This window comes from Candidatus Binatia bacterium, assembly GCA_036382395.1.
GTDB lineage: Bacteria > Desulfobacterota > Binatia > HRBIN30 > HRBIN30 > JAGDMS01.
The window spans coordinates 1-19,066 of record DASVHW010000259.1 but is presented as its reverse complement, the minus strand read 5'-3'; the positions used below and the strand labels follow the sequence as shown (position 1 = coordinate 19,066).

Annotated in this window: 16 protein-coding genes; 10 read left to right on the top strand and 6 right to left on the bottom strand. The window is 61.3% G+C overall.

What is annotated here, in order from left to right; translation table 11 throughout:
• Positions 1-16 precede the first annotated feature (16 nt).
• The 4 genes from VF515_12140 to VF515_12125 form a co-directional block, all read right to left on the bottom strand.
• Entirely contained in the window at positions 17-742 is a 726-nt protein-coding gene (locus VF515_12140) for an NDP-sugar synthase (GenBank protein HEX7408385.1), read from the bottom strand.
• On the bottom strand, positions 742-1,812 hold the full coding sequence (locus tag VF515_12135; GenBank protein HEX7408384.1) for a phosphotransferase: 1,071 nt from the start codon (positions 1,810-1,812) through the stop codon (positions 742-744). The genes VF515_12140 and VF515_12135 overlap by 1 nt, the downstream gene beginning before the upstream one ends.
• Positions 1,813-1,918: 106 nt before the next feature.
• Entirely contained in the window at positions 1,919-2,380 is a 462-nt protein-coding gene (locus tag VF515_12130) for a Mov34/MPN/PAD-1 family protein (protein ID HEX7408383.1), read from the bottom strand.
• A gap of 3 nt (positions 2,381-2,383) precedes the next feature.
• A complete protein-coding gene (locus tag VF515_12125) occupies positions 2,384-3,385 on the bottom strand; it encodes a ketopantoate reductase family protein (GenBank protein HEX7408382.1) in 1,002 nt (333 codons plus the stop codon).
• 587 nt (positions 3,386-3,972) lie between these two features.
• Here VF515_12125 and VF515_12120 point away from each other — a divergent pair.
• From VF515_12120 to VF515_12075, 10 genes are all read left to right on the top strand, one after another.
• Positions 3,973-4,302 (top strand): c-type cytochrome, encoded by a 330-nt coding sequence (locus tag VF515_12120; protein HEX7408381.1) that lies wholly within the window; start codon positions 3,973-3,975, stop codon positions 4,300-4,302.
• 175 nt (positions 4,303-4,477) lie between these two features.
• Positions 4,478-4,933: a Rieske (2Fe-2S) protein gene (locus VF515_12115; GenBank protein ID HEX7408380.1), complete on the top strand. Its 456-nt coding sequence runs from the start codon at positions 4,478-4,480 to the stop codon at positions 4,931-4,933.
• 6 nt (positions 4,934-4,939) lie between these two features.
• Entirely contained in the window at positions 4,940-5,947 is a 1,008-nt protein-coding gene (locus tag VF515_12110) for a cytochrome b N-terminal domain-containing protein (GenBank protein ID HEX7408379.1), read from the top strand.
• A gap of 278 nt (positions 5,948-6,225) precedes the next feature.
• Positions 6,226-7,194 (top strand): hypothetical protein, encoded by a 969-nt coding sequence (locus VF515_12105; protein ID HEX7408378.1) that lies wholly within the window; start codon positions 6,226-6,228, stop codon positions 7,192-7,194.
• 30 nt (positions 7,195-7,224) lie between these two features.
• Positions 7,225-9,048, top strand: a complete 1,824-nt coding sequence (locus tag VF515_12100) for a cytochrome c3 family protein (protein HEX7408377.1) — start codon at positions 7,225-7,227, stop codon at positions 9,046-9,048.
• 79 nt (positions 9,049-9,127) lie between these two features.
• Positions 9,128-9,877: a hypothetical protein gene (locus tag VF515_12095; GenBank protein ID HEX7408376.1), complete on the top strand. Its 750-nt coding sequence runs from the start codon at positions 9,128-9,130 to the stop codon at positions 9,875-9,877.
• Positions 9,870-10,619 (top strand): 4Fe-4S dicluster domain-containing protein, encoded by a 750-nt coding sequence (locus VF515_12090; GenBank protein HEX7408375.1) that lies wholly within the window; start codon positions 9,870-9,872, stop codon positions 10,617-10,619. Before VF515_12095 ends, VF515_12090 begins: the two co-directional genes overlap by 8 nt.
• Complete coding sequence (nrfD, locus tag VF515_12085; protein ID HEX7408374.1) at positions 10,616-11,836, top strand: NrfD/PsrC family molybdoenzyme membrane anchor subunit; 1,221 nt, start codon at positions 10,616-10,618, stop codon at positions 11,834-11,836. The genes VF515_12090 and nrfD (VF515_12085) overlap by 4 nt, the downstream gene beginning before the upstream one ends.
• A gap of 67 nt (positions 11,837-11,903) precedes the next feature.
• Positions 11,904-13,856, top strand: coding sequence for a cytochrome b/b6 domain-containing protein (locus VF515_12080; GenBank protein ID HEX7408373.1), 1,953 nt, complete (start codon positions 11,904-11,906; stop codon positions 13,854-13,856).
• 89 nt (positions 13,857-13,945) lie between these two features.
• A complete protein-coding gene (locus VF515_12075; protein ID HEX7408372.1) occupies positions 13,946-16,678 on the top strand; it encodes a hypothetical protein in 2,733 nt (910 codons plus the stop codon).
• Positions 16,679-17,127: 449 nt separating this feature from the next.
• Here the strand turns inward: VF515_12075 and nrfD (VF515_12070) are convergent, their stop codons facing one another.
• Both nrfD (VF515_12070) and VF515_12065 read right to left on the bottom strand, forming a co-directional pair.
• Positions 17,128-18,390 carry an NrfD/PsrC family molybdoenzyme membrane anchor subunit gene (nrfD, locus tag VF515_12070; protein HEX7408371.1) on the bottom strand — a complete coding sequence of 421 codons (1,263 nt, stop codon included), beginning with the start codon at positions 18,388-18,390 and terminating at the stop codon, positions 17,128-17,130.
• Positions 18,391-18,399: 9 nt separating this feature from the next.
• A partial coding sequence (locus VF515_12065) for a 4Fe-4S dicluster domain-containing protein (GenBank protein ID HEX7408370.1) occupies positions 18,400-19,066 on the bottom strand: 667 nt, incomplete at its 5' end.

Below are 19,066 nucleotides of genomic sequence, written 5' to 3'. Positions count from 1 at the left end.
TCAAGGAGATCCTTGCTCAGGCCTTTTCACGGCAATGGGCCAGTTCGCGACGCCCGGCGGCAAGATCGCCTGACGTGTCGAGCACGCGCCAGTAACCGTGATGGACGTAACCATAGACCGGTTCGCCGGCGGCGAGCAGGCGTGGGTAGACGTCACGCGTGATGCTGTAGACGCCCGGCTGCATGTAGTCGAACAGGCGCCGGTCGAACACGTGCACACTGGCGAACAGGTAGCGGTCTCCGGTGCTCGGCGGCCCCGCCTCGTACGGCCGGCCGAGAAAGCGCCGGATGCGCCGAGCGGCGTCGATACCGATGTCATCCTTGCGCTCGGCCTGTGGGTCCGGGCGCAGAACCATCGTTGCCATGGCGCCGTGCCGGTGATGGAACTCGATCACGTCTCGGAGGCGCAGATCAATGACGACGTCGGCATTGACCACGACAAAGGTCTCATTGCAGAGGAATTCCCGCGCCGCTTCGATGGCGCCACCCGTGTCCAGGATCGGGTTCTCCTCGGAATAGGTGATGCGCGCGCCGTAGGCGCTGCCGTCGCCCAGTGTGCGGCGGATCTGGTCCCCCAGATGATGCAAGTTGATGACCACTTCATGGATATCCGCTTGCCGCAGCAGCTGCAGCGCGAAAGCAATCATCGGCCGGCCGGCGACCTCCACCAGGGGCTTGGGTACCGAATCGGTGAGCGGCCGTAAGCGGCTGCCTTTCCCCGCAGCCAGGATCATGGCGCGCATCAACTCACCCTGGGAAGATAGCGCACCAAGATCGCGGACATCTCTGCCAACTCCGGAAACCGTGGCAGGATGCGCTCGATCTGTTTCACCGTGGACGGAATGTAGCGCAGGTATCCCGGTTTCTTTTTCACCATCTCGATGAAGTAAAAGCGCCCGACCACCTTGAGTGCCTTTTGCAGCGCGCAGAGAAAGTAGATGTCGTTGAACCCCGCCGCATCGAGTTCGCTACCGGACAGTTCGTGCCAACCTTGCCGATAGTAGTCCAGTAGCGCGCGCTCCATCGCCGGGCGCACGACCTGCGGCGTGTCGCGGTCTCCGAGCAGCGTCGCCAAGTCGTAAGGCGCGGGCGCCAGCAAGGCGTCCTGGAAGTCGATGACGCGGATCCTGTCGTCTTGCACGAAAAGGTTCCAGCTGTGGAAATCGCGATGGGTGAGGTAGCGCGGTTGTGCATCGAGGCGGCGGGCGATGCTGCGGAAAGAGGTGCGTAACACCTCCGCGTCGCGGCCCGGCAGGGGCTGGCCGAGCCGCATCTCGATGCCGTATTCGATGAAATGTTCGAATTCCCACAGGAACAACCGTTCGTCGAAGGCCTGCTGAAAGGCAATGCAACCGGGCTCACGCCGGCGCGTGCCCTCGATTTGGATGCGGAGGAGCTGATCGATGGCCTGTGCGTACAGATGCTGGACGCGGTCGTCAGGTTGCTGCTGCGCCGCGTCCCACAGACAGGTGTCGCCGATGTCTTCCAGCAACAGCACCCCGCGTGGAGAAGCGTCGGCGTAGAGTTCGGGAACGGCGATGCCGAGGCTGACAAGAAATCGGTGCAGGTTCAGGTACGGCAGTTCGCGTAGCGGTTCTTTGAAGACGGTCAATTCTTCCGAAGAGAGAGCAATGCCGCGGTCGGCGAGAATCATCGCGACGACGGTGGCCGGTGCTCCGACCCCTTCCAGCCACAGGCGAACATAGCGCCGGGTCGAGGCATCGCCGGCCAGTGGGGCAAGACGCTGCACCCGTACGGTCGTTCCAAAGGAGGCGCGCACCAGCTCCCGCAACAACGGCGCAAGATCTTCCACGTCGCGCCAGTAGCAATGAGGGTTGCCGTTGTCAAAACGAAGCCGCCCTGTCCCGCTGCTTTCTGTGGCAGGCCGTAGTACGTTCCCCGGGGCAGAGCTGTAACCGTCAACCGACGGTGAGCGGGATCTCGACGAAATCACGTGCTGATGCGTCCCAGGCGAATGCCTTGATCGCGGGTATCTCCCGGTTGCGCACCGACATCACGATCTGGGCCGCATCGGGGTAGCTCGGCTCGTCCCATCCGCCCAGCGCCTGCTTGTGGTCCTCGGCCGAAAAATAGGCGTCGTGTTCGGGGTGGGAATGGTAGAAGGCGCGTAGCCGCAGTTCGCCGCGCTCGGCGGCAATGAGAATGGGGGCGGCTTCGGCGCCCATGGTGTATGCGATGCGCGCCGTGCGCGGAAATTGTACCGGATCCTTTGCATGCAACTCGTTCTGCAGGTTCGTCACCTGCACCACTTCCTCGCCACCGCCGCGATCAACGATCATACCGCAACACTCGTCCGGGTAGGTTGCGCACGCGTGCGTCTGGAGGGCCTCGACGGTTGCTTTACGGATGACCAGCGCCATGGGTTACCTGCTGTTCATAGTCTGGCGCGCGTGCACGAGCCGGGTCAACACTTCGTTGACCGGCGTGGTGACGCCGTGGACGGTCCCACGCCGCCACACCTCGCCGTTGATGGCGTCGATTTCGGTTGGCCTTCCGCGCTCCAGGTCCTGTAGCATCGAAGAGCGATGATGGATGGTCGAAGGAAGCAGGCGCCCATAAAACTCGGCGCGGTAATCGGCTGACGAGGCGAAGGTCATCGCCACCCCTTCGGCGGCAGCCACGGCGTAGACCTCGTCGAACACGGCATCCATGATGGCCCGGGTGTTCGGTTCCTCGCCCAAGGCGCCGTAATGTACGCCCAGCAACGCGCTGAGCGGATTCAAGCCGGCGTTGTACAGCACCTTGCCCCAAAGCGCCGCCTTGATGTCGTCACAGTAAGTGGCCGGAATGCCAGCGCCCGCCAGGCGTGCCGCCCACAGGCGCGCCAGCATTTCCAGATGTGGATCGCGCTCGTCCCGCCACACGCCAATCAGCACTGGGTCGGCATAGACCGTGATGCGCACCTGTCCGGGGGCAACCACCTCGGCACCAAAAATCACGCGACCGGCCAGGACGTGCTGCCAGCCGACTTCTTCGGCGATCTGCTCGACATTGCCCAAGCCGTTCTGCAACGAGATTACGACACCATCTGGCGCCAGCAGCGGTGCGATGGCTCGAGCAATGCTGCTGGTATCGTAGGACTTGGCGGAGAGCAGAATGGCGTCGAAAACCGTCGTGGCGTCCCGCGCGTCGGTGAGGAGGTGAAAACCGGTGGCGTGGTGGTTGCCCCACAGGCCCTCGATCTGCAGGCCGCTTGCGGCAATGGCTTCGAGGTGCGGGGCCCGGCCGAGCAGGGTGACCGCGTAGCCGGCCCGGCGCAAGAAACAGCCGTAGACGGATCCGAGTGCTCCGGCACCCGCTACGAGAACATGTCCTGCTGTTGGCGGATTCTCTTTATCCATTGTGGCGGCCCGATGTCGAGCCATTACTTAGCCGACCTGCCGGTGCGCGCCTCAACCCCAGTATTCCCTGCTGCCGCCACTTCGGGGAACTCCGAGACGCGCAGATTGGCGGACGATTGGAACGGTAGTGACGGCTCACGTTTCTGGCGGCCTGGTGGGATCGCTCACCATGAGATGAGGCTCATGACAAAGGCTTGTGGTCCAGTCAACCGAGGAAGTACGCGATGAAACAGGTCGCTTGAGGCGCGGAGATGCATCCTCACCTCCATCGCAAAAACGAGAAAAACTTTTCTGGCTCGTTTCTCCCTCTGCAAGGATGGGACGGGTTCTTGGGATTTGCGGGCCTGTAGAAGACGTTCTTATCATATTTCGGAATTGCGATGGCCACCTAGTATCAGTTTTGGGCATTCCACGTTCCATTAGTATTATCAGGATTACTCCTGGCGTTACGGCACCTTGAGTGCATACACCGGCTGTCGGGAAGGACTGGAACATTTGGGATCAGCTGTGAGGCGGCGTTCTCGCTTGTGACGGTCCTGGGACAGAGTTGGCGTGAAGCACCACCAGCGCCAGTCCCGAGAATGGAGCTAAAGCGAAAGGAGGAGTGTAAAATGCGCAAGAGGATTATGCTGGGTAGTTTTGTTCTCACCGCCTTCTGGTTCAGCGCGGGGGCCGGGACCGCGATGGCGGCAGCGGAGGACGGGAAAAAAGATTTTGAAGCGAAAAAATGCATATCCTGTCACAGCCTAGGGTCGCAGAAGGGTGCGATGGCGAAACTGGGCGGACCACTCGATGGCGTCGGCGGTAAGCGCGATGCCGCTTGGCTGAAGGGATACCTCACGGATCCGAAGTCGAATATGCCCAATGCCAAGATGCCGAAGCAGAAGTTGACCGAGAAGGAGATCGACGACCTCGTGCAATACATGCTGAGCCTGAAGTAGCGTGGGCGTGGGGGAAGAACGGTTTGAGCGTTCTTCCCCCACCGAGTAGGAGGTGGCCGGTGCCTGCGGGGGGCGGGAGGAAGTCGTGTGTTCGCGGGACTACGCTTCTTCGGTGGCGCTGACACAGCGCTTAGCGTGATCGGAATCAGCGGAGTGCGGAGGGAGAGATTAGGGAATGGGGGAAGAGAAGGCGACACGGCGCTCCTTCTTGGGCAAAATGATGGTGGGGACGCTGCTGACAGGAAGTGCTGCTGCCGTCAGCGTCGTCGCAGCCTATCTTTTCCCTCCCGAAGAGGCCCGTTCGGGCCTGACGCCGCAAAGCGTTAAGGCCGGCAGAGCAGTAGACATCGCTCCTGGTAGGGGAAAGCTCGCCTTGGTCGACGGGGAACCGGTCTGGGTGCTTAATTCGGCCAATGGTTTCGCCGGCATGTCAGCGCTTTGTACCCACAAAGGCTGCATCGTCAAATGGGATGAAAAGCGGAGAGTCTTTAGCTGTCCGTGCCACGAAGGTTTGTTTGACGAACGCGGCAACGTCATTGCCGGGCTCCCCCGGCGGCCACTGTCCCGCTTTCGCGTGGGTCTCGTCCATGGTGAGCTGTACGTTTCACGTGGAGAGGTGGAAGAGGGTTAGCGGTCCTTGCTCTCGCCGCTCACAGAGATCATCGGCGCGGAACGGGACCGAACCGTTCCCCCGTACGTCAGTTTGGCCCGCTACCTTGGCGGCCTAGTGGTCGCATTTTTCTGTCTGGAGATCGCAACTGGCATCCTGTTGATGATCTACTACCGTCCCTCGATTGGGGCGGCTCACCTGAGCACCGGAGTCATCATCGATGAGGTGAACCTAGGGTGGCTGATCCGCTCCTTACACCGGCGGGGCGCTGACCTGATAGTTTTCCTCATTTCGTTGCATCTGATCCGGGTGTATTTCTCCCGTGCCTACCAGAACCCCCGGCAGCTCACCTGGGCTTCGGGGATTTTGCTCCTCTTGGTTGTCGTGGCGTTCGATCTGACCGGAGTGCTTCTTCCCTGGGATCAATATGCCTACTGGTCAACCGATTTTCTCAAGGAAACCCTTGCCGGAATTCCGCTTGCCGGAGACGTGCTGGTGACGATCTTGTGGGGGGGGGCAAGCCTCGGCGAAGCAGGATTGCTGCGGTTCTACGCCTTCCACATTGCGGTCTTGCCATGGGTGGCGCTGTTCTTTCTGTCGTCTCATCTGTTCATGGTGTGGCGTTTCGGTTTCAAGCAGCCGGCTCGACGAGGGGGTGTTCCACCGGTTCCTTCCATCCCCTTCTTCCCGGATTTTCTGGTGGACCTCTATATTGCCTTTCTGTTGACCTTCGGGCTGCTTCTGTCGATTGCCATTCTCTTCCCGTCACATCTTGGGGAGCAGGCTGATCCCGTATCGCCGCTGCTCGGGGTGCAGCCGCGGTGGTATCTCATGCCGGTGCACCAACTGCTCCAAGCGGTTTCGACTCCGATCGCTGTCCTCTTGGCCTTCGCGGCCTTCTTCCTCCTCTTGTTTCTCCCCGTTCTTGATGCTGGAATCGTGGACTCAGCCAGGGGAAGAACCGTGCGCTTGCTGCTGGGGCTGCTCGTCGTTGGTGCGTGGGTCTTGCTGGGGGTGAGGGAGTACTTCTTCTAGCCATGCCTATTCGGGTTTTGTGCTCCTTTGCCAGTTTGTTGTTGCTGCTGTCCCTTGAGGCTTGGGCAGAGGAGTCGTGCCGCACTTGCCATCCCGACGTTCGAATCGAGTATGAGACTAGCGTGCACGGGAAAGAGTTCAGCTGCACCGTGTGCCATGGGGGGGATCCTGCGGTTCTGACTGTCGAAGCGCATTCCCTCCAGAAGAAGTACATCGGGAAGCCCCTCCGCCCGGAGGTTCCTGCTCTGTGCGCCTCATGCCATGCAGATCCGAACCGAATGAAGCCGTTCGGTCTTCCGACCGATCAATACGCCCAGTATCTGACCTCGCAGCACGGCTTGCTGCTGGCGAAGGGCGATACGCACGTGGCCGTTTGCACCGATTGCCATGGTGTGCACGGGATCCTTCCGCGGGGGGAGCCCAACAGCCCTGTTGCGGTCCGCAACATTCCTACGACCTGCGGTCGTTGCCACGCAGACCAGGAACTCATGGCCACCTACAAGCTTCCTGCCGATCAGGTGGATAAGTTCCGCCGGAGTGTCCACGGCGAAGCCCTCTTCGTTGATCAACACCCATCCGCTCCGACTTGTACAACCTGTCATGGAGAGCATGGTGCGGCCCCCCTTGAAGGTGCGGCCGGGACGGTATGCGGACATTGCCATGCACGCACCCGCGAGTACTTCAACGAGAGCCCACACAAGAAGGCAGTCGAAGAACAGAAGATGTCGGAATGCATCAGTTGCCACGGGTATCATGACACGCCGCGGCCAGATCGACTGATCTTCGATACGGCGTGCCCGAGCTGTCATGCACGCGACAGCGCAGCATTTCTGACGGGGCAGAAGCTGAAGACGATCCTGGCGCAAACAAATGAATCCTTGGAGACGGCGCTTAGTGAGCTGACTGAGTTTGAAGAGTTCTCTCCAACGATAACCCGGTATCGCCCCCGTTTGCAGCAGGCGCGCGCACATTTCATGGAAGCACTTCCGGTGCAACATTCCCTCAATACCGATCGCGTGGAGGATCTCACCCGAAACGCCCGATCGATCGGCGAGGAAGTACGGGCCTCGGTGCACGGCGTCCAGGAAGAGATGCGCCTGCGGTATATCGTCCTGGCGGCGGTGTGGGTGCTGCTCCTTTTTGCCGTCGGTATCGCCTACCTGTACCGGCAAGAACGGCGCCGGCTGCGTGCCAAGGCAGAAGTGGAAGCCCGGCGAGCCTTGGACGAAGCGGGAATGTCGGACTAGGCGTCAGGCGATGGAAAGCAGTTCGAGACCATGCGAGAGAGCGTAAGCAGATGGGGAAGAAGAATCGTCGTTACGCTGGCGATTTTCGTCCCGTCTGCGATTGCGTTCATGTTTCTCTCGATCCAGATCACCTCGCAGCCACGCTTTTGCGGGAGCTGCCACTACATGGCGCCCTATTACGAGTCTTGGCGCACCTCGAGTCACAAGGATGTCTTGTGCGTTGAATGCCACATCCCGCCGGGGATTCAATCCGAGGTTCGGAAGAAGTATGAAGCGTTGGCGATGGTCGCGCGGTACTTCACGGGCACCTACTCGACCAACCCGTGGGCCGAGGTTGACGACCTCAGCTGCTTGCGCAGCGGCTGCCACACCAAGCGGGTTTTGCTGGGCAAGGAGCTCTATCGCGGTGTCCTCTTCGACCATCAGCCTCACCTCACTGAGTTGCGAAGGGAGAAGCGCCTGCGGTGCACCAGTTGCCACTCGCAGATCGTGCAGGGCAGCCACATTGCAGTGACTGGCAGCACCTGTTTTCTGTGCCACTTCAAGAACACCACCTTGAATCAAGGCACGGCACGCTGCACGCTTTGCCACGAGATTCCGGAGAAGACGATCACGACGGCCGGGCTCTCGTTCGATCATGGCGAGGTGAAGCGGCTCGATATGAACTGCACGCTCTGTCACGAAGGCGTGGTGCGGGGAAACGGCGAAGTGCCACGTGAGCGTTGCTACACCTGCCACAACGATACCTCCCGCCTGAATCTCTATGGAAAAACGGAGTTCCTCCATCGCATGCACGTGACCGAACACAAGGTCGAATGCCTCAACTGTCATATCGAAATTACGCACAAGATCCCGGCGCGGGAGGAAGCTCTGGCGGCCGAATGCAAGAGCTGTCACAGCTCCGCTGCCGGCCACTCCGCGGTGCGTGACTTCTACCGCGGGATTAGTGGGAAGGGCGTGAATCCCCGACCCGCGGCGATGTATCTGGCTGGGGTGCGGTGCGAGGCTTGTCACAACGTGCCCGGCTCCGAGTTCGGTCGCGCCAGCGAGGTGAGTTGCATGTCCTGCCACGGTCCGAAATACCTCACCATCTATCGGAGTTGGCAGCTCGGGTTGGGGAAAAGACTCGAGGGCGTGAAGGCCGAGTTGCGGGAGAGCAAAAAACGAGCGGAGGCTAACAGTGATGCGATCCAAGGTAAGCTTCTGAAAGAGGCCGAGGACAACGTCTCTCTAGTCGAGCAAGGACGGGGAATTCACAACCCCGGCTACGCCCTAGACCTGCTCGAGAGTGCCCATCGCGCCAGCCTGGCCGCGCTTGGAGCCGCAGGCGACGGAAAACCGGCCCGCGCCGCGTGGGTCCAGGCACCGTACGAAGCCGATTGCCTGCAGTGTCACTTCGGCATCGAGTACATCTCCGGTAACGCGTTCGGCCGGGAGTTTCCTCATGGCAAACATGTGGTGTCCGGCCGCTTGCGCTGCACCGTCTGTCACCAAGGAAGGGAAAAACACGGGGTGATGAAAATCGGGGCTGAGGACTGTGAGCGTTGTCACACGCGCATTACCAAGCCGATGGCGGTGGCGGCGGAGGAGTGTCTTGGCTGCCATACGGCAGATATCGGGCGAGTGTCGGACAAGGTTCGGTTCCCGCACGACAAGCATGTAGAATCGGGTGTCGATTGCGCGCTTTGTCACGTTGGAGTGGCGCAAGCACCGCACCGCGCCTTCGCGCACTCGGCGACTGCGCTGCCTAAGCTGGGTCATGCCCTGTGTGTTACCTGCCATAGCGCCGACGTCCCATCGGGTGACGACATCCCGGAAGGAGCGGAGTGCACGAAATGCCATGTCGAGTCGTAGCCCCGCCGTGTGCGGGTGAAGAGAAATGATGCGCTTCAAATATCTGCTGCCCAGGCTGCCTTCGAAAGGAACGAGGCGAATGAATAAGATCTTTCCCAAATTGCCAGATGCGGCCATCCGACTTGGAGTGGTGGTGGTCCTTCTGGTTACAGCGGTGTCTCTGGTCCTCTCGTTCCTTCCTCCCTCGTTGACAAACCGTAAACTGCAACGTGACACGGCGATTCAGCGGGAAGTGGCACGCGAGGTGAAGTACGCCGGTGCAAGCGCATGCGCCGACTGTCACGAGGCGGAAGTGAACCTGAAGAAGGATGGCTATCACCGCAACGTCTCCTGTGAGACGTGCCACGGTCCCGCGAAAGATCACATCGAGAACCCGGCTGATATCAAACCGCCGGCGCCACGCGACCGGCAATTCTGCCCCATGTGCCATGCCTATAACCAGTCACGGCCGAGAGGGTTTCCGCAGATCAACCCGGTGACGCACAATCCGATGAAGCCGTGTATCACCTGCCACCGGCCGCACGATCCGAAGCCACCGACGGTTCCCGGGGAATGCACGGCATGCCACGCCGGGATTGAGCGAACCAAATCCGTGTCGCCTCACGCGCTTCTCGAGTGCACCACGTGCCACGTGACGCCAGAGCAGCATAAGGTCAGTCCGCGGAATATCAGACCCAGCAAGCCCACCGCTCGGGAGTTCTGTGCGCAATGCCATGGGATGGATTCCAAAGTCGAAGGCCCTCCGAAGATCGAGCTAGCGACGCATGGCGAGAAATATCTGTGTTGGCAATGCCACTATCCACACATGCCGGAGGTGCATCATGAATAGACGATTATTCCTCCAAAAGATCGCCTCCGTTCTGGCGATGCTGGGCCTGCCGGTCGGGCTCTTTGGCGGGAAGCCTGCTGCCGCGTCAACCAAGGGTGGAAAGGCCGCAAACAAGCCTTGGTACGGGATGGGGGTCGATGTCGACAAGTGCATCGGCTGCGGCAGATGCATGGATGCGTGCAAGATGGAGAATGATGTCCCCCGAGAGCCCTTTTTCTTCCGTACCTGGGTTGAGCGCTACGTCGTCAAGAATGATGGCGACGTCAACATTCAGAGCATCGGCACGCTGACCAACCCGACGAGCGAAGTAGTGGCCGAACGGGACATCCTCCGGAGCTTTTTCGTTCCGAAGTTGTGCAACCAATGCGCCAACCCGCCGTGCGTTCAAGTCTGTCCCGTCGGCGCAACGTTCCAGACCGAGGACGGTGTGGTGTTGGTCAACAGTGAAACCTGCATCGGCTGCCGGTACTGCATCCAAGCCTGTCCCTATGGCGCGCGTTACTTGCATCCCGAAACGGACACCGCTGACAAGTGCACGTTTTGTTACCACCGGATATCGAAAGGACTGCTGCCGGCATGCGTCGAGGTGTGTCCGACGCAGGCCCGAGTCTTTGGCGACACCCACAGCGTTGCGAGTCCCCTCGCAAGATTGAAGCGCATGAACAAGATCTTCGTGCTCAAGCCGCACCTGAACACCGAACCGAAGGTCTATTACGCGAATCTCGACGGAGAAGTGAAATGACCCCTGAGATGATTGAGCGGCTGACGGGACTCACGAAACAGGTCCAGGGGTACATCTACCCGAATGACATCGATATCCACTGGTCCATTTTGATCGTGGTGTATCCTTACCTCACTGGGCTGGTTGCCGGCGCATTTATCCTGGCATCGTTGGTGAAGGTGTTCAACGTGAAGGAAGTGCAGCCCACGTACAAGTTATCCCTCCTGACTGCGCTGGCGTTCCTGCTGATTGCGCCGCTGCCCTTGCTCATGCATCTCGGCCATCCGGAGCGCGGGTTCGAGGTCCTCCTTACCCCAAATGTAACCTCGGCCATGGCCATGTTTGGTTTCGTGTACGCTTGGTATCTCATGGCTGTTCTCTTGCTCGAAGTATGGTTCGCGTATCGGAAGGACCTCATCCTGTGGGCCCGGCAAGAGCATGGGCCGATAAAGTGGATCCACCGGGCGCTGGCGCTGTTCTCCAATGATGTTAGCCCTGGGGCGCTCGAATTTGATCGGAAGGCCATGAAAGTCATCACCATCGTCGGTATCCCGTCGGCCTTCTTGCTGCACGGGTATGTTGGGTTCATTTTTGGCTCGATCAAAGCAAATCCCTGGTGGAGCTCGGTGTTGATGCCGATCGTCTTCTTGTTTTCTGCGATTGTGTCCGGAATTGCGCTGGTCATCCTGCTGTACATGGTGGTTCTGCCGCTCCGGGGCGAGGCAATCGATATGAAGTGCCTCGAAAAGATGGCGTCGTTTTTGTTCTATGCCGTGATCGTCGACTTTTCGCTCGAGTGCCTTGATTTCATCCACCGGCTCTATGAGAGCGAAGAATCGATCAAAATCCTGTCGCAACTGGTGTTCAACAAGCTGATCATCAGCCTCCTGGTCATGCAGGTCCTGCTCGGAATGCTTGCGCCGCTCGGCATCATGGTCGCCATCAAAACCCTGAATCTGAACGACGAGCTGAAGAGACTGTTATATTTTCTTTCTGTGTTGTTGATTCAGCTGGGAATATTCAGCACGCGGTGGAATGTCGTGATCGGCGGTCAGATGTTTTCCAAGAGTCTTTCCGGTCTTACGACGTACAAGATGGAGATCGTCGGCATCGAGGGGTTACTCACCGCGATCGCACTGCTGCTGGTGCCGTTCCTGGTGCTGGCCGTCCTGATGAAGATATTGCCGCCCTGGGACACGCCGGCGGCCGGAACTGTGGAGCCCAACGTGGCTAGCTAGCCGCGGGCGAGTCTAGCGCCGCCAATGGCGCGGGCGAAGTCCGAGAAGGCAAATGACTCGAAATGCCATGACGCCTAAGAGAATCGTATTGCTCGCAGTCGCCCTTCTTGGCGCGCTTCTCCTTCGGGACGAAGCAGCAGCAGAGGAGATTACAGACGAAGCGTGCTTGGCTTGTCATGGAACGGAGGGCTTTGGCGACCCGGAAGGCCGTGCCCTGTTTGTGGGCGCCGATGCCTTCGGTGCCTCGGTGCATGCCCCGCTTTCGTGCGTCACCTGCCACGCGGATGCCACAACCGTTCCGCACGAACAGAAGCCGACGCGCGTGGCCATAAATACCTGCGTCACGTGCCACGAAGACGCCGTGGGGGCCTACCAGAATAGCGTACACGGGAGGTCGAGAGCCAAGGGCAATGGCGAGGCGGCAACGTGTACGGATTGTCACGGCAACATCCACGCGGTCACGCCGCATACCGAGCCGACAGCGACGACGCACTGGTCGAAGATGGCCGCGACCTGTGCACGCTGTCACGCCAACGTCGAGATGGCGAAGAAGTTCCGGATCCCGGTAGTGCGGCCGGCCGAGGCCTATCTGCAAAGCGTGCACGCTCGTGCCGTCGCCAAAGGCAAGCACGCGGCGGTGTGCTCGGATTGCCACGGCTCGCACGACATTCTGAACAACACCGATCCGCGCTCGACGATATTGCGCGCCAACGTGCCTGATACCTGCGGCAAGTGCCACGCCGATATTCTCGCGACCTATCGGGAGAGTGTGCACGGTGAGGCGCTGGCGCGCGGGGTCAGTGACGCGCCGGTGTGCACCGACTGTCACGGCGAGCACCACATCCTCAGCCCCGCGGATACTTCATCGCCGGTCTCGGCGACGAAGGTCGCCACAGAAACGTGTGGCCGCTGCCATGCCAGTTGGCGCTTGAGTGAAAAGTACGGTTTCGATCCGCAGAAGGTGTCGGCCTTTCGGGACAGCTACCACGGCTTGGCGGCGCGTGCCGGGAAGGCCACGGTCGCCAACTGCTCGAGCTGCCACGGCGTGCACGATATTCGCCGCTCGTCCGACCCGCGGTCGTCAATCAATGCGGCGAATCTGGCGGCGACCTGCAGCAAGTGTCACCCGGGTGCGGGCGCGCGCTTCACGATCGGCTCGGTGCACGGATCGAGCGACGCCGTCGGCACGTGGGCGGCCTCCTGGGTACGGTGGATCTATCTGTGGTTGATCGCCCTGACCATCGGCGGGATGTTCGCGCACAACGCGCTGGACTTCTCGCGGAAGGCGCGGCGCCCGCGGACGGGACCGCCGCCAGTGCCGCCGGGACAGCCGGAACGCATGATCCGGCCACTGCGCTGGCAGCATGGATTGACGATGGCGAGCTTCTCGTTGCTCGTCTACACCGGCTTCGCGTTGAAGTATCCGGAGAGTTGGTGGGCAGCCCCGCTGGTCTACTGGGAGGGTCCGCTGGGTCTCCGCGGCCTCACCCACCGCATCGCCGCGGTGGTCATGATCGTCGCCCTGGTGTGGCACATCGGACAGCTGTGCGTGGACCGGCGCCTGCGGACGTGCATTGTCTTTGGGATGCTGCCGTCTCTGCACGACGCCAAGGTGCTGTTCGGCACGCTGGCGTACTACTTCCGCGTGCGGCGCACGCCGCCACACAGCGGCACGACCTTCAACTACGCCGAGAAGGCCGAGTACCTGGCGTTCATGTGGGGTTCGGCGGTCATGGCCGTGACCGGGTTCACGCTGTGGTTTTCGAACCTGACACTGCAGTATCTCCCCGGTTGGGTTCCGGACGTCGTCACCGCCGTGCATTTCTACGAAGCGATCTTGGCCTCACTCGCCATCCTCGTGTGGCACTTCTACTGGGTGATCTTCGACCCCGACGTCTATCCGATGGACTGGACATGGTGGGACGGGCGCCCGCCAGCGAGTCGAGTGATGGAGCGCACCGCGCCCGAAGACGCGGCGGCGGACGACTCTACGGACCCGCACGGCACACAATGGTCCTGATGCAGAACGAACTCAGGCGATGCTCGACATCGCGACACGCTTTCCGGCGCCACTTTCGGACAGCGCTGCTGGTTGGCGCCGTCGCGGCGATGTTCGTAACGCTCGCAAGCGGGACGTCTCGCGCGGAGACCGAGGCCTGCCTGGCATGTCATGGGCAGGAAGGGTTCACCGCATCGGACGGCCGCGACATCGTCGTCGACGCAGCCAAGTTCTCCGCCAGCGTCCATGCGACGGTCGAGTGTACCGGCTGTCACGCCGACCTTGTGAAGACCGACTTTCCGCACGCCGAGAAGGTTGCCCCGGTCAACTGCGGCGGATGCCACGAGGACGTCGCCAAAGTCTATGCTGGCAGCTTGCACGGTCGCGAGGTCAGCGCGGGAGCGCCGCTCGCGCCGCGCTGCTGGAGCTGTCACGGGACGCACGACATCGTCGACGTCAAGTCGCCGGAATCGCGCGTCGCCCGCTTTCGCATCCCGTTCGTGTGCGGCTCGTGCCACAAGGAAGGCACGCCGGTCACCCAGACCTATGACATTCCGCAGGACAAGATCCTCGAGCACTACTCGGAGAGCATGCACGGGGAGGGCCTCTTCAAGCGCGGGCTCACGGTGGTTGCGGTCTGCATCGACTGCCACACCTCTCACAACGTCCTGCCCCATACCGATCCGCGCTCGAGCATCTTCCGCGACAACATCCCGCAGCTCTGCAAGAAGTGCCACGGGCAGATCGAAGCCGTGCACCGTAAGGTCATCCGCGGCGCGCTGTGGGAAAAGGAGCCGAACAAGGTCCCGATCTGCGTCGATTGTCACGCGCCGCACAAGGTTCGCAGAATCTTTTACGAGGAAGGCATTGCCGACGAGCAGTGCTTGAAGTGCCACGATAATCCGGACCTCAGCGTCCAACGCGACGGCAAGACCATCTCACTCTCGATGAGCCGCGAAGAGATCCGCAACTCGATCCATCGCAACACCTCGTGCGCCAAGTGTCACACGGGCACCGACCCGTTCGCCGAGCGCCCCTGCTCGACCGTGAGCACCAAGGTGGATTGCTCGATCTGCCACGCGGAGGTGGTCAAGGAGTTCGCCATCAGCATCCACGGTACCCTCGCGGCGCGGGGCGATACCAATGCGCCCGTCTGCCAGGACTGTCACGGCGTGCACAACACCCGCGGCCACAAGGATACGAAGGCCACCACGTTCGCCATGAACGTGCCGAACCTGTGCGGCCAGTGCCACCGCGAGGGCCAGAAGGCGGCGGTGCGATACCAAGGAAATCAACACCATATCGTGGAGAGCTACGTCGAGAGCATCCACGGCAAGGGCCTGATCCAGAGCGGGCTGGTCGTGACGGCGATGTGCGCCGATTGCCATACGGCGCATCGCGAGCTGCCCGCCAGCGACGAGCGCTCGACCGTCAACCCGAACAACATCGCTGCGACCTGCGCCAAGTGTCACAACGGCATCTACGAGAAGTTCCGCGCCAGCATTCACTCTCCGCTGGTCTACAAAGGCGACAAGCCGCTGCCGCATTGCCCGGACTGCCACACCTCCCACCAGATCACGCGCACGGACAGCGAGGGCTTCAAGCTCGCCGTCCTCACCCAATGCGGCCGTTGCCACGAGGAAGTCACGAAAAGCTACTTCGAGACGTTCCACGGCAAGGTATCGAAGCTCGGATTCGCCGCCACGGCCAAGTGCCACGACTGCCATGGCGCGCACGACATCCTGCCGCCGAGCGACCCGGCCTCGCATCTGTCGCGCCAGAACATCGTCGAGACCTGCGGGAAGTGTCATCCCGGCTCGCACCGTCAGTTCGCCGGGTATCTCACGCACGCGACGCATCACGAAAGGTACAAGTACCCGGTCCTGTTCTACACGTTCTGGTTCATGACCCTGCTGCTGGTCGGCACGCTCGTGGTCGCCGGTGTTCACACGCTGCTGTGGCTGCCGCGCTCATGGCAGCTGATGAAGGAGCGCAAGACGCTGGCCGCTCAGTCACACGGGAAGGAAGTCCGACGCTTCACCGCGCGCACGCGGCAGCTGCACATCCTCGTCATCATCAGTTTCCTCGGCCTCGCCCTCACCGGCATGACGCTGAAGTTCTCCTATCTTCCCTGGGCCGCGGCGCTCTCACGCTGGCTCGGAGGCTTCGCGGCGGCCGGCATCATCCACCGCATCTGCGCGCTGATCACGTTCACCTATGCGGGCATTCACGTCGTGGACGTCGTGCTCCAGAAGATACATTCCCACAAGACCTGGGCGCAGTTTCTGCTCGATCGAGAGTCGCTGCTCCCCAACAAGAACGATCTGCGCGAGGCGGGCCAGACGTTCCGCTGGTTCATCGGCATGGGCCCGCGCCCGGCATACGGCCACTGGACCTACTGGGAGAAGTTCGACTACTTCGCGGTCTTCTGGGGCATCATCATGATCGGCTCGACGGGACTCGTGCTCTGGTTCCCGGAGGCGTTCACGCTGTTCCTCCCGGGCTGGGCGATCAACGTCGCCACGATCATCCACTCGGACGAGGCACTACTCGCGGTCGGCTTCATCTTCACCGTGCATTTCTTCAACACGCACTTCCGGCCCGATCGGTTCCCGATGGACACCGTGATCTTCACCGGCAGCGTCCCGATCGAGGAGTTCAAGGCGGATCGCCCGCGCGAGTACGAACAACTCGTCGCCTCCGGCGAGCTCGAGAACCACCTCGTGGAGCCCATGCCGTACTACGTCGTGCGTGGCTTCCGCATCTTCGGCGCGACCGCCCTGACGATCGGTCTTCTTCTGATCTTTCTCATTCTCTGGGCGGAAGTCTTCGGCTATCGCTGAGGCCATGCGCGACTCGACGCTGCCGCACCCTTCCGTCCTGTGGGTTTTCGCCCGCTCGTCATCGAGGCGAAAGAGCCGAGTCCGTGCCGCGCACGGTCCCTCGTCCTGCGACAGCGAGGCGCAGCGGGAGAAAGGCGGTTCGTGCGCAGCGGACCCGGGAGGTGCGTGACTAGGAACGCTCGTGCGAGGCCGTGAGGATCTACTGGAACGTCTCGACGTTCAATCCGTAAGGGGGATGTTGATGAAGACGACCTTCCGCGGGACGGGGCGTGCGTCGGCGACTGCAATGGCGATGGTCGGGGCACCGTCGATGAACTCGTCACGCTGGGTAGCGGCGCGGGGTGCAGCCAGGTGATCAGGTCGTGCGGGAATGCCTGGATACAGTTACCAGCCATGGGACACCGCACCAATTTCTTTTGCGAAGTCCCATGGCCGTGCGGCGCGTTCGGTCAGGCTGCTCCGCTAGCTTGGACCGCCAACTGTCCAGGTTTGCGAGCGCTTGCCGGCGCATGCGCCTTGGCAAATTCGCCCGTCATGATGGGAATGGCGATTCTGCAGAGGATCGTGAAGACGAGAAAGCCGGTTGAGAAAATGGCTGCACCGATCCGTAGTTCGTGGAGCGTCGGTGTGTACTCGTAGATCTCGCCGAGGGTGTCGGGCGTGAAGGCGGGCATGACCAGTCCCATCCCCTTCTCGATGTACACGCTTGCGTAGATGAGCAGGCAGCCCAGGTTCAGCGTGATGACGTTACGCCGTGTTGCCGGGAACAGAAAGAGGAGGAAAGCGGTGATGCCGCAGATAACGAAGGCCCAGGCGAAAGGCACGAGCGCATGGTGACCATGGACGCCTTTGAAGAGGTACTCAAAATGGATGAGATGCTCGGTTGCCGAGTAGTACTCTTTGAAGAGCTCGGCGCCAAGCAGGAAGAGGTTGAGAAACATGGCGTACGCCATCAGTTCGGCCACCTTCCAGATCGCGGCGTCCTTGATCGCAATCTTGGTGGTGCGCTGGAGGATCTGGAAGAGAACGAGCATGACCGCCGGCCCCGAACAGAAGGCCGAGCATAGAAAGCGTGGGGCGAGGATCGAGGCATTCCAGTACGGGCGCGCCGCCAGACCGGCGTAGATGAACGCCGTGACGGTGTGGATGCCGACGGCCGCCGGGACCGAGAAGAGTACGAGCGGCACGACCAGACGCTGATTGTACGGCCGCCCCTGCATGCCGCGGTAGAGGATGTGCGTGACGATCACCAGGTTCAGGACAAGGTAGAGGTTCAGCACAAGCACATCCCAGGCGAGCACAGAGCTCGGGAAGTTCATCCGGCCAAGGCCGGGGACGAGGTGCCAGAACCGGTCCGGGCGACCCATGTCGACGGTCACGAAGAGCAGGCACATCACGATCGCGCTGATCGCGAGAATCTCACCCAGGATCGCGACTTCTTTGATCGGTCCCCAGTGATAGACGTACGCCGGGATGACGAGGATGACGGCGGCCGCGGCCACGCCGACAAGGAAGGTGAAGTTTCCGATGTAAAAAGCCCACGACACCTGGTCGCGCATGTTCGTGACGATCAGCCCGGCGCGGAATTGGTCGACGTACGCAAGCCCGCCCCAGACGATCAGCGTGAGGAGCAAGCCGATCCACAGCCAGTAGGCCTTCCCTCCACTGAGGACAAAACGAGCACTTGTTGCGGCGAACTTCACTGGTCCCATGGTTCCTCGCTAAATTCCGTAGAAGTAGTAGAACTTCGGTTCGGTTTTCAGTTCGGCCTTGAGCACAAACACCCGCTTCTCCCGGAGGATGCGGGAAATCTCGCTCTCGGGATCGAGCAGGTTGCCGAACTTACGTGCCCCGACCGGACAGATCTCGACGCACGCCGGATAGCGGCCAACCCGCGCGCGTTGAATGCAGAACGTGCACTTCTCGACGACTCCTCGCGGTCGCGGCCGGTTGCCGAGGTAGTGCGTGTTCGGGTTCAGCTCTGTCGATGGCAGCTCGGGCTCGCCGAAGTTGAAGTGGCGCGCGCCGTAGGGACATGCGGCCATGCAACAGCGGCAGCCGATGCACCAGTCGTAGTCGATCACCACGATGCCGTCCGGCTCCTGCCACGTCGCCCCGACCGGACAGACCCAGGTGCATGGCGGCTGGCGACACTGCTGGCAGGCAACCGGCACGTAGAAGTGATCGGGATCAGGGACGCGCTCCGGGTTGTAGTACGGGTTCGCTACCTCGAAGTCGATGCCCCTCGCCTTCTCCATCTCGAGCACGCGGATCCATTGGATCTGCGGGTTGCGCGACTGATTGTTCTCTTTCACGCAGGCGTAGACGCAGCGCCGGCAGCCGATACACCGCGAGAGGTCGAGGGCATAGCCGAAGACGACGTTCGGC

Coding starts and splice junctions, on each gene's coding strand:
- VF515_12140 (HEX7408385.1), bottom strand. CDS start 742: ATGCGCGCCATGATCCTGGCTGCGGGGAAAGGCAGCCGCTTACGGCCG.
- VF515_12130 (HEX7408383.1), bottom strand. CDS start 2,380: ATGGCGCTGGTCATCCGTAAAGCAACCGTCGAGGCCCTCCAGACGCAC.
- VF515_12125 (HEX7408382.1), bottom strand. CDS start 3,385: ATGGCTCGACATCGGGCCGCCACAATGGATAAAGAGAATCCGCCAACA.
- VF515_12120 (HEX7408381.1), top strand. CDS start 3,973: ATGCGCAAGAGGATTATGCTGGGTAGTTTTGTTCTCACCGCCTTCTGG.
- VF515_12115 (HEX7408380.1), top strand. CDS start 4,478: ATGGGGGAAGAGAAGGCGACACGGCGCTCCTTCTTGGGCAAAATGATG.
- VF515_12105 (HEX7408378.1), top strand. CDS start 6,226: ATGAAGCCGTTCGGTCTTCCGACCGATCAATACGCCCAGTATCTGACC.
- VF515_12100 (HEX7408377.1), top strand. CDS start 7,225: ATGCGAGAGAGCGTAAGCAGATGGGGAAGAAGAATCGTCGTTACGCTG.
- VF515_12095 (HEX7408376.1), top strand. CDS start 9,128: ATGAATAAGATCTTTCCCAAATTGCCAGATGCGGCCATCCGACTTGGA.
- VF515_12090 (HEX7408375.1), top strand. CDS start 9,870: ATGAATAGACGATTATTCCTCCAAAAGATCGCCTCCGTTCTGGCGATG.
- nrfD (HEX7408374.1), top strand. CDS start 10,616: ATGACCCCTGAGATGATTGAGCGGCTGACGGGACTCACGAAACAGGTC.
- VF515_12080 (HEX7408373.1), top strand. CDS start 11,904: ATGACGCCTAAGAGAATCGTATTGCTCGCAGTCGCCCTTCTTGGCGCG.
- VF515_12075 (HEX7408372.1), top strand. CDS start 13,946: ATGTTCGTAACGCTCGCAAGCGGGACGTCTCGCGCGGAGACCGAGGCC.
- nrfD (HEX7408371.1), bottom strand. CDS start 18,390: ATGGGACCAGTGAAGTTCGCCGCAACAAGTGCTCGTTTTGTCCTCAGT.